Origin of the sequence: Candidatus Megaera venefica (assembly GCF_034554655.1) — a bacterium.
Lineage (GTDB): Bacteria > Pseudomonadota > Alphaproteobacteria > Rickettsiales > Rickettsiaceae > Megaera_A > Megaera_A venefica.
Genome location: NZ_JARJFB010000064.1, coordinates 1 through 10,092, shown reverse-complemented (window position 1 = coordinate 10,092; position 10,092 = coordinate 1). Strand labels below are relative to the sequence as shown.

The window sequence follows — 10,092 nt, the reverse complement described above, 5'->3', positions numbered from 1 at the left end:
GGCCTGCCTTGCCAAGCTTTAACATCGTCCATGACATCATCAGTAATTCTACTAACAAGGCTTTCGCTAATGTCAGCCCCGTATAGTTCCTGAATCTGAAGTTTAATATCTGATAGACTCATTCCTTTGGCGTATAAGGATAGAATTTTTTGATCTAAACCTTCAATTCTTGTTTTTCTTTTGGGAATGATTGCAGGTTCAAACTCAGCATCTCTATCCCTTGGAACGTCTATTGTAATAAGGCCATTATCAGTGATTAGATTCTTTTGAGATACACCGTTACGGGCGTTATTAGAAGTGATAATACGATCGTATCTGTCATAACCTAGATGATTATTCATCTCTGCCTGTAAAGCTTTTTCCACAAGACGTTTTGTTAGTTGTTTCAATAACCCGCCTTTGCTTAAAACATTCGATAGATCTACTTCTTTACTTACCAGTAAATCTATCGCTGCGGATATAGCTTCATTATTCTTATTATTGATAGTGTTTTTAGTCATATTTTATTCCTCTTAGTTATATTAATTGATTATATAACCTATAAGGAATTTACACACTTAGATGGACAGACCCGACGTGTAAAAGGAGTTATCAACTATGGTTGTCATCCCGAATTTATTTCGGGATCCCAGGTAACATAAGAAGATGCCGGAGCAAGTCCGGCATGACTGATTACTAGTCATCAACAATGAGCATGCACCAACTCAACGACCTTGAATATATTTCTCGAATTTGTTTTTTTCGTCCTTGAATTTGTCTGCATCAGGCAGAGGATTTTTTTTGACTGTTATATTATCCCACTTGTTTGAGAGTTCTTTATTAATCTCTATCCACTTAATCAAATCCGGTGATTCTTCTTTAATTGCATCTACGGGGCATTCAGGCACGCATACCCCACAATCAATACATTCCTCTGGATTTATTACTAGCATCAGCTCTCCTTCGTAAAAGCAATCTACAGGACATACTTCAACGCAATCAGTATATTTACATTTGACACATTCATCAGTTACAACGTAAGTCAATTTAACCTTCCACATTTTTGGCTATGAAACAAATTATTCATAATCTATTATTTTGTTTTTGCCTATTTAGCAATATTTTAGTACGAATTAACAGCACAAGTATAAAATATAGGATAAAGCTTGTAAACATTATCATTAGCGGTAATAACATTGAGCTATGAATTGAAGGCCCCCCAGCCCTGAATATGCTAGCTGGCTGATGCAGACTGTACCAAATGTCAACAGAAAATTTTACAATCGGAATATTGACAAAGCCAATTAATGCCATTACTGAAGCTGGCTTCTCTGCTCTTAATATATTCGCGCCACTATTTACAATCGTTATATAACTTATATAGAGCAGAAATAATACTAACATCGAAGTAAGCCTAGCATCCCAAACCCACCAAGCCCCCCATATTGGTTTTCCCCATAACGATCCTGTAACGAGTGTGATCAAGGCAAATGCAGCCCCAATTGGCGCCGCTGCAACCGCTAAAAAATAGGAAAGCCTGGTTTTCCAAACTAAAGCTGAAAAACTACAAACTGCTATGAAAGAATAAATGCCTAAACTTATCCACGCTGCTGGTACATGAACATACATTACCCGAACCATTTCTCCCTGCTGATAATCCGGCGGAGAAGAAAAAAGAGAAAAATATAATCCGGTACCAAGAATTACGGGCAACAACAAAGCTATTATCGGAATAAGCGTAACTTCAAGTTTCGAGAAAAAATTCGGTGTTAGTAACTTTAACATTATCTAATTATAATTGTGGATAATATATTTTGTGAGTATTGCTCCCCATCATGAAATGACCTGCGGTAACTTGGATATTTTTCTGGCATGGAATAAGTATCTTCTTCCATATTGTGAACCAATTCAATGTTTTCTTTTTGCAATTTCTTTATAACAAAACCAACAAGATCAAACATAAAATGATTTTCTCTGTGAGATGGCTGAAATAACTCTTTAATGTCATCACTTTCACTAACAAAATCATTGTAATATTTAGCATCAACTTCGTATGATTTTTGGGCAATTGCTGGACCAATAATTGCTTTTATCTTAGTTACCCCTCTATTTTCCATCATTTTGCGAACATTAGTAATGATATTTAACTTTGCGCTCCTCCAACCACAATGCGCCGCACCAATAACCGTTCCATCATCACTTGCAAATAACACTGGTATACAATCAGCAGTAAGCACTCCAAGTGCAATATTTTTTTGCGCTGTTATAGAAGCATCCGCTTCCGGTTGCTTCTTTAAATCTATATTATCAGCAATTATAACAGTATTACCGTGCACTTGATTCATTAAGAAAAGGTTATCCGCATTAAGCTCAGCTTTGATATTATCAATATTTTGCTGCACCTGGGCTAATTTTACAGCGTCAGTGTACTTATGTAAGCTATAAATGCCGCTAGAATTTGTATAGGTCTTATCAATGATCTTATAATAAACTTTATTTTTTATGAATTCTATTTCCATGATAAATAATAATAATCAATACAATGATAAACTATCAGAAGTCAGTGAGAGATACAATCGATTAGCTTCTTTGCAAAACTATTTTAAATCAAATCATAACTTAACACCTATTATTGGAGCAGAAATTGAGTTTTATCTTTCAAATAATATTTACGTTAAGGACCTAGAAAGTAAAATAGGCCATGATATAAAACTGGAAAAGGGAAAAAATCAATACGAAATTGATCTGCCGCCTAGTTCTAATCTAGTGAACATAGCAAAAGATATTGAATCAGCAAGAACAGCTATCTGTTTGTTTGCAAAACAAATGGGAGGTGATGCTAATTTTTGTTCCAGGCCTTTTCCCGATGATTACGGCAATAGTATGCACGTACATTTAAACTTTCTTGAGGATAGTAATATTGAAAAATATGCACAAATATTATGTCATTATTTACCTCAATATATAAACTATTTTTTACCAAAACCTCAGGATTATAAACGTTTAGATAGTAAATTTATGGCACCTACTCATATTGCGTGGGGTGGAAATAACCGAAGCCTCTTAATACGAATTCCTGATTCGCTACCAAGACGATTGGAACACAGGTTAGCTGCTGCAAGCGCCGATCCGGCAGAAGTTATTTTTGCTATATTGGATTCTATAAGACAAGGCATATTATCATACGACAATATTCCGCATATCGCAAAAACTCACGGTAATGCTTTTGATAAGCAATATAGTTTGGTGCCAATTATAAATTGTATATAATAAATACTTAATAACGCCCCAAAGAAAGTCATTCTGAATGCAGATATCCGGATCTTCTTCAGTTGCCCGAGTACTTGAACTTTTATAAGGATAATCTTTTGCCATTTTCTATTCGTGAGGAAGATATTTGATCGGCTAATTCAGTGTGGTTTACTATGTATCTGGATATTCACTATAAAGTGTAGTCTTTTTTTAGCTTTAAGCTTGTAATATGGCTCACTATTTCTTTTGCTGCCTTTCCTGCACTTAATTTACTTACATTTAGCTCCAGCAAATAAGGGGGATCGATAGAAAGGAGTGGCTCCTTATCATAAACATACTTTGGATCAATTGATTTCCACCGAGCTCTTCTTTCTGTCTGTACCACACGCTTTAAGTGTTCTTGCTCATTAATCAGCAACCTTACAGGTATAAAAATGGAACCTCGCAGATGAGCCATTTTATTCACCTGCTCGTACAAAGCCCTATCCCCATTATTTTCATAAAGATTATTGGTGAGTACGCAGCTATTTTGTGGAACTTTGACCAGAAATTCAAGTATCTCAGTCCTTATACGCGCGATAGAGTCCCAAGCAAAATCTGGAATCTTTGTATAGCCATCATATTGCAATAGCTCAAAAATTGGATTATTAATAAGCTGATTATCACAAATAATAAAGCCATAGTCGCTTGCTAATGCTTTAGCTATTGTGTATTTGCCTACGCCTGGCTTGCCTGTTAGATAAATGATTGTGGTATTGTTTTTCATACCTGGCCTCCATCTACGATCCACCTAATTCAACTAATTGCAGCAAACTAAAAATGGCGTTATAAATAAAAAGGCGCTAAAAAGCGCCTTTTTATTTATATAACTTTGGTAATAACACTACTAGATAACATTTACCAGTTTAAAATTTTTCTTTGTAACAAATTCGACCTTGCCTGCCATTGTAGCAAATAAAGTATGATCTTTACCCATCCCTACATTTTTTCCAGCACGAATTTTTGTACCACGTTGGCGAACAATGATATTACCAGAAATTACTGGCTGACCATCACCTTTTTTTGCACCAAGTCTTCGACCAGCCGAGTCACGACCATTTTTGGAACTACCACCAGCTTTTTTGGTTGCCATTTTTTCCTACCTTATTTTTTTACTATATCTAATATTTTCAATTCAGTAAGAGACTGCCTGTGACCATTTTTACGACGATAATGTTGGCGTCTTTTCTTTTTGAAAATAATGATCTTATCGTCTCTAAACTGGCTAATAATCTCTGCTGTCACGCTTGCACCCTTAACTATTGGGGTACCTATGAATGACGCTTTAGAGGACTCACCAAGCATCAGGATCTGGTCAAGCTCAATCTTGCTACCAGGGATACCTTCAATTTTTTCGACTTTAATTATGCTATTTTTTGCAACTTTATATTGCTTACCACCTGTTTTTACAACTGCAAACATATCGGCAAATTCTCACGTAAAGATTAAAATAATCGCTATGCAGTATATATCTAATTCAACTCAAGTCAATAATAATTTAGCCATTTTTCAAAAATACAACTAAATATTTTACGCTTCCACAAGATTAGACTTTGCGATTTCTCCAGTAATAAATTGGCGCAGGTTGTCATTATCTGTACTATCAATCTCGCTCATTTTACCTGACCAAACAATTCTCCCTTCAAACAAAAAGGCGACCTCTTTACCAATCTTCCTTGCGCTTTGCATATCGTGGGTAATAGTAACGGTTGTGGCCCCAAGCTCATCTCTGACCTTAACTATTAAGTCATTTATAACGTTAGACATTATCGGGTCTAAACCTGTTGTTGGCTCATCGAAAAATATTACTTTTGGGTCTACACAAACAGCTCTTGCCAATGAAACTCTTTTTTGCATCCCCCCTGACAACTCAGATGGATAAAGGTCCAATATTTTATTGGACAAACCAACTGATTGTAATTTTTTACTGGCTAATTCCCTAATATCTTTTTTAGTAAGTGAATGTAATTTTTCAGCAAAAAATGTAATATTTTGTTGAACAGTAAGTGAATCAAACAAAGCTCCTGCTTGAAACAAATAACCACAATTTTCCAGCATCTTCAATCGATCTTTATAAGGCATACCAATTGACTCATTGCCCTCGTACAAAATACTACCAGAATCCGCTGTTAATAGCCCAACCATTAACTTAATCAGAACCGATTTACCAGAACCGGAGCCACCAAGAATTATCAGAGAGCTACCTTTTACCACATCGAGATCAATACCTTTAAGCACATGGTTATTTCCAAATGTTTTATTCAGTGACCTTATTTTGAATTTTAGTTCTTCGTCCATCAATTAAAAAATAATTCTGTAATTAAATAGTTGCTTATAAGAATAAGAATTGAGGAGCTAGCAACTGCTGAAGTAGTAGCTGCACCAACTCCTTTGGCTCCTTTACCAGAAAAATACCCATGATAACAGCTCATAATAGCTATAATAAAGCCAAATGCAGCAGCCTTCACCAAACCAGAAATAACATCCATTGATTCCAAATATTCTACTGTGCTGATAATATAGCTTGTACTGTTAAATCCAAGTTTATAAGTGCTGATGAGATAACCACCCATAACACCTATAATATCCCCAACCAGCACTAAGCATGGTAAAGTAATAATAGCAGCAATAACTCTAGGTCCAACAAGATATTTTATTGGGTCAGTAGATAAGGTAAATAATGCATCAATTTGCTCTGTTACCCGCATAGTTCCAATTTCAGCAGCAATAGATGCTCCTACCCTTCCTGCAACCATCAGTCCAGCCAATACTGGACCAAGCTCCCTTGTAATTGACAAAACAACAACCGTTGCAATAGAACTTTCTGCTGAAAATCGAGAAAACCCCGTATAGCTTTGCAACGCAAGTACAGCACCGGAAAAGAAGGCGGTCATAGCAACAACCGGCAGTGAATAATATCCGATGATTATTAGCTGCTTTGCTATTAAACCTATATAAAAAGGTCTTTTAGCAAACCCAACAAAAGTTCTGGCTATGAATATAGAAAGAACTCCGATCGAACGAGTAAAATCGATTGATTTACTACCTAATTGCTGAACTAATGCTAGCATATTGACATTTTATTAATAATATTTTTCAAAAACAGTTTATTTATAAGTATATATTCTATCAAAGCGATCGCCAAGCCCCGTTAAAATTTCATGAGCATTTGTTTGAGCGATTTGCGCTATTTTATCAGGAGTGCAATTATCACCAATTACCTCAACTCTTTGTCCAAGAAACACCTCTTCTGCCGGCACTAAGGAGACATCAATACTTACTAGATCCATTGAAACTCTGCCAATTATAGGCGCTTTATGACCATTTATATAAACAGTAAATTTGTTACTTAAATGACGGGAAAATCCGTCCGCATAACCAATCGGAATAGTGGCAATTGAGCAACTTTCTATAGTAGAATTAGTATAGGTACTGTTATACCCGACAGATTCACCTGATGGTAACTGATGCATTTGTATAATAGGTGCAAATAATTGAACTGGGTTTTTTATAGCCAATTCATTAGTTGGGTTGATACCATATAGAGCTGCACCAGGCCTTACTAGATCAAATTGGTAATCAAGACCTAAAAAAATACCACTTGAATTTGCCAAACTTCTTTTAGCATTAGGAAATTTACTGGCTAATTTAGTAAATTTTTCGAGCTGTTTTTTATTGTACAAATTATCTGACTCTTCCCCGCTTACCAACTGGCTCATAACGCATAATACATCAAGCCCTGCAGTATCTTCTTGTACTAGATTAATAGACTCTGATTCAGGCATTCCTAACCTATTCATTCCTGTATCAAAATGAATAAAACAAGGCAAAGGTTGATGAAGTTTGAAGGCAAATTCTTGCCAAACCCTAATTTGTGCAAAATGATTTAAAATTGGCACTAGACCATGTTCTTTAAACGCTTTAGTTTCACCAGAGAACACCCCATTCAAAACGAAGATATTTATATCAGCCCCTAGTATTTTTCTTAAACTCACTCCTTCTTCGATATTGGCTACAAAGAAATGCTTGCAACCGGATTTCTTTAAGACAGGAGAAATTTGTTTCATACCAAGACCATAGCAATTAGCCTTTACCACAGCTCCCGTTTCAGAATTAGGACATAACATGCTTAGAGCACGATAATTCTCTTCTATTACATCTAGTCTTATTTGCAGAGTACATTTTGAACTTATCATATCTAGGACTTACTCTGATAATACTTAATTAATCTATCTTTGATTTCTGGTATTACAAAAGCTGAAATATCACCTCCTAAACTCACGATTTCTTTTACCAATTTAGAAGAGATAAATTGATTCTTCTCAGATGCTGGAAGAAAAATAGTTTCTATCCTTTCGTCCAATCTTGAATTCATACAAGCCATTTGAAACTCATATTCAAAATCTGATACGGCTCTAAGTCCTCTGATAATGAAATGAGCGCCTACTTTACTTGCAAAATTTACTAGCAAGCCATCAAAGTTCATTACCTTAACATTCGAAGCTATTCCATATTTTTCTAGGTAAAGAGTTGCCATCTGACATCTTTCTTCTATTGAAAACATTGGTTCTTTAGATACTGAAGATGATATTGCCAAGATTAACTCATCACAAATTCTGCTTGCTCGAGAGATGATATCTGCGTGTCCGTTTGTAATTGGATCAAAAGTTCCTGGGTATATTCCTATTAGTTTATTCGCCATAAATTAGTACTTCGTTTATATCGTTTTTAAGAAAAACATCCGCTTAAATTAGGAGACAAAAGCAATTCTAGGCAATTTTTATACAAAAACATACTTTTTTTGTATTTCTACAATAAAAAAGTACAAAATAGCTTGTATTCTTTATCTTCAACCGATTACGAAATGGTTAAATTGCTATAGCTCTACTTTTTCAAGCAAGCTATTAAGTCGCTTGGAAAAAGCGCTAACATCATAAACTGGCTCACCTTCGATAATACAAGCCTGGTCGTAAAGTAAATGAACAAGTTCTTTGTTTTGTCTATCCTTATCGTGGTCGTCAATTTCTTGGCTAATTTTTTTGATAATATGGTGATTAGGGTTGATTTCCAAAATCTTAGCACTTGCTCCGGCGAGTTGTTTTTGCTCAATTAAATATCTTTCCATACGTATATCCATCGATCCACCAGAAACTGCTAAACATGCTGGACTAGACGCTAATTTTTTAGAAATTGTTACATCCTTTACAAGATTACCCAATGACTCTTTAAAGTATTTAACAAGAGCGACATGATCCTCTTCCACGGCGTTCTTAGACTCTTGTTCTTGAATGGTATCTGTTGAATTACTAAGATCAATATCACTTCTAGTAACTGATTTTATCTCAACCTCTTTATATTGACCATTAACATTTACCCAAAAATCATCGACAGTATCTGTAAATAAAAGAACATCAATATTTTTACTTAAGAACCCTTCAATTTGTGGGTTATTACGTAGTTTTTCTGGATTATCACCGCTTAAATAATAAATAGTTTTGTCTTCACCCTCGCAAGAAGCAAGGTAGTCATCCAGACTGATCATCTTATCATGCAATGCGCTTCTAAAAATGCACACTTCCAAAAGTTTTTCATGATCACTAGTTACTTCGCACAACCCTTCTTTCAAGGCACCACCGAAGTTATTCCAAAATTCTTGGTACTTATCGAAGCTAGTTTCTTTTTGTTTTTTTAGCTCCGATAACACCTTTTTGGTAATAGATTTTTTTATCTTATCTATTGTTGCGTTATGCTGCAATGTTTCGCGACTAACGTTAAGTGGTAAATCATCTGAGTCAACCACACCTCGTAAAAATCTTAAATACTGAGGAATCAGGTCTATGTTTTCATCTCCAATAAACACACGTTTAATATAAAGCTTTACACGACATTTACGGTCTGGATGAAATAAATCAAAAGTTTTTGAACTTGGTATAAATAATAAATTAGTAAAGTCAACTATCCCTTCATTACGGTTGTGAATAGTAAGCCAAGGATCGTCAGGCGCGTGGGAAACACTTTTGTAAAATTCCTTGTATTGTTCATCTGATATCTCGGACTTAGACCTAGTCCAGATTGCTGATGAAGAATTAACTTGGTTTTCATGGCCATTTTGATCAACAAAATAAATCGGGACGGCAATGTGGTCAGAGTAGCTTTTAATTATGTGTTTAATTCTAAAATGATCAACAAAACTTTCTTCGTCAGCTTTTACGTGTAGCACCACTTCTGTACCCCTTGTAAATTCTCTATCTGTATCTGAGACAGTGTATTCTCCCTGCCCATCAGAATGCCAAGTACAGACTTTATCTTCTCCAGCTTTTCTGGAGGTAACGGTAATTTGATCAGCAATCATAAAGGATGAATAAAAACCAACACCAAATTGCCCTATCAAGTGGCTATCCTTTTTATTGTCTCCTGAAAGTTGATCAATAAAACGTTGTGTTCCCGACCTTGCTATGGTGCCCAAGTTCTCGTTTAAATCATCACGATTCATACCTATCCCTGTATCTCGAACAGTAATAGTTCTTGCTTCCTTATCTATTGAAACTACAATTTTGAAATCACCATTACCATCAAGAAGATTATTATCTGTTTGACTTAAATACCTGAGCTTATCGCAAGCATCCGAGCTATTAGAAATAAGCTCACGCATAAAAATCTCTTTATTTGTATAAAGAGAATGGATCATTAAGTTTAAAACTTTGCCAATCTCAGCGTCGAATTTTCTTTTTTCCAGAGTCATGATATCCTCAATTAAACATATTATTTGAAGTCATATAGTGCTTATAGTACAATTTTTAAATAGTTAGAGTTGAACTTAAT

At 35.3% G+C, this 10,092-nt stretch carries 13 protein-coding genes; 1 reads left to right on the top strand and 12 read right to left on the bottom strand.

Annotated features, from left to right (window positions below; genetic code table 11):
* The 4 genes from Megvenef_RS04875 to pgeF all read right to left on the bottom strand — a co-directional run.
* On the bottom strand, positions 1 to 500 hold a 500-nt coding region (locus tag Megvenef_RS04875), incomplete at its 3' end, for a transposase (RefSeq protein ID WP_322776251.1).
* Positions 501 to 704: 204 nt separating this feature from the next.
* Positions 705 to 1,025 (bottom strand): ferredoxin FdxA, encoded by a 321-nt coding sequence (fdxA, locus tag Megvenef_RS04870; protein WP_322776861.1) that lies wholly within the window; start codon positions 1,023 to 1,025, stop codon positions 705 to 707.
* A 37-nt stretch (positions 1,026 to 1,062) separates the two neighbouring features.
* A complete protein-coding gene (locus Megvenef_RS04865; RefSeq protein WP_322776860.1) occupies positions 1,063 to 1,764 on the bottom strand; it encodes a heme ABC transporter permease in 702 nt (233 codons plus the stop codon).
* Positions 1,764 to 2,498, bottom strand: coding sequence for a peptidoglycan editing factor PgeF (gene pgeF / locus Megvenef_RS04860; RefSeq protein ID WP_322776859.1), 735 nt, complete (start codon positions 2,496 to 2,498; stop codon positions 1,764 to 1,766). The genes Megvenef_RS04865 and pgeF overlap by 1 nt, the downstream gene beginning before the upstream one ends.
* On the opposite strand from pgeF, the gene Megvenef_RS04855 reads away from it, so the two are divergent.
* Positions 2,497 to 3,249 (top strand): glutamine synthetase, encoded by a 753-nt coding sequence (locus Megvenef_RS04855; protein ID WP_322776858.1) that lies wholly within the window; start codon positions 2,497 to 2,499, stop codon positions 3,247 to 3,249. The two genes, pgeF and Megvenef_RS04855, sit on opposite strands and share 2 nt — an antisense overlap.
* Positions 3,250 to 3,421: 172 nt before the next feature.
* Here the strand turns inward: Megvenef_RS04855 and Megvenef_RS04850 are convergent, their stop codons facing one another.
* The 8 genes from Megvenef_RS04850 to htpG form a co-directional block, all read right to left on the bottom strand.
* A complete protein-coding gene (locus tag Megvenef_RS04850) occupies positions 3,422 to 3,997 on the bottom strand; it encodes a hypothetical protein (protein WP_322776857.1) in 576 nt (191 codons plus the stop codon).
* Between the two features lie 120 nt (positions 3,998 to 4,117).
* Positions 4,118 to 4,363 carry a 50S ribosomal protein L27 gene (gene rpmA / locus Megvenef_RS04845; RefSeq protein WP_322776856.1) on the bottom strand — a complete coding sequence of 82 codons (246 nt, stop codon included), beginning with the start codon at positions 4,361 to 4,363 and terminating at the stop codon, positions 4,118 to 4,120.
* 11 nt (positions 4,364 to 4,374) lie between these two features.
* Positions 4,375 to 4,692 carry a 50S ribosomal protein L21 gene (rplU, locus tag Megvenef_RS04840; protein ID WP_322776855.1) on the bottom strand — a complete coding sequence of 106 codons (318 nt, stop codon included), beginning with the start codon at positions 4,690 to 4,692 and terminating at the stop codon, positions 4,375 to 4,377.
* Between the two features lie 108 nt (positions 4,693 to 4,800).
* Entirely contained in the window at positions 4,801 to 5,571 is a 771-nt protein-coding gene (locus tag Megvenef_RS04835; protein WP_322776854.1) for an ABC transporter ATP-binding protein, read from the bottom strand.
* Positions 5,568 to 6,341 (bottom strand): MlaE family ABC transporter permease, encoded by a 774-nt coding sequence (locus Megvenef_RS04830; RefSeq protein WP_322776853.1) that lies wholly within the window; start codon positions 6,339 to 6,341, stop codon positions 5,568 to 5,570. Before Megvenef_RS04830 ends, Megvenef_RS04835 begins: the two co-directional genes overlap by 4 nt.
* Before the next feature lie 36 nt (positions 6,342 to 6,377).
* On the bottom strand, positions 6,378 to 7,466 hold the full coding sequence (locus tag Megvenef_RS04825; protein ID WP_322776852.1) for an alanine racemase: 1,089 nt from the start codon (positions 7,464 to 7,466) through the stop codon (positions 6,378 to 6,380).
* A 2-nt stretch (positions 7,467 to 7,468) separates the two neighbouring features.
* On the bottom strand, positions 7,469 to 7,972 hold the full coding sequence (gene coaD, locus Megvenef_RS04820; protein ID WP_322776851.1) for a pantetheine-phosphate adenylyltransferase: 504 nt from the start codon (positions 7,970 to 7,972) through the stop codon (positions 7,469 to 7,471).
* Positions 7,973 to 8,146: 174 nt separating this feature from the next.
* On the bottom strand, positions 8,147 to 10,012 hold the full coding sequence (gene htpG / locus Megvenef_RS04815; RefSeq protein WP_322776850.1) for a molecular chaperone HtpG: 1,866 nt from the start codon (positions 10,010 to 10,012) through the stop codon (positions 8,147 to 8,149).
* Between the last annotated feature and the right edge of the window lie 80 nt (positions 10,013 to 10,092).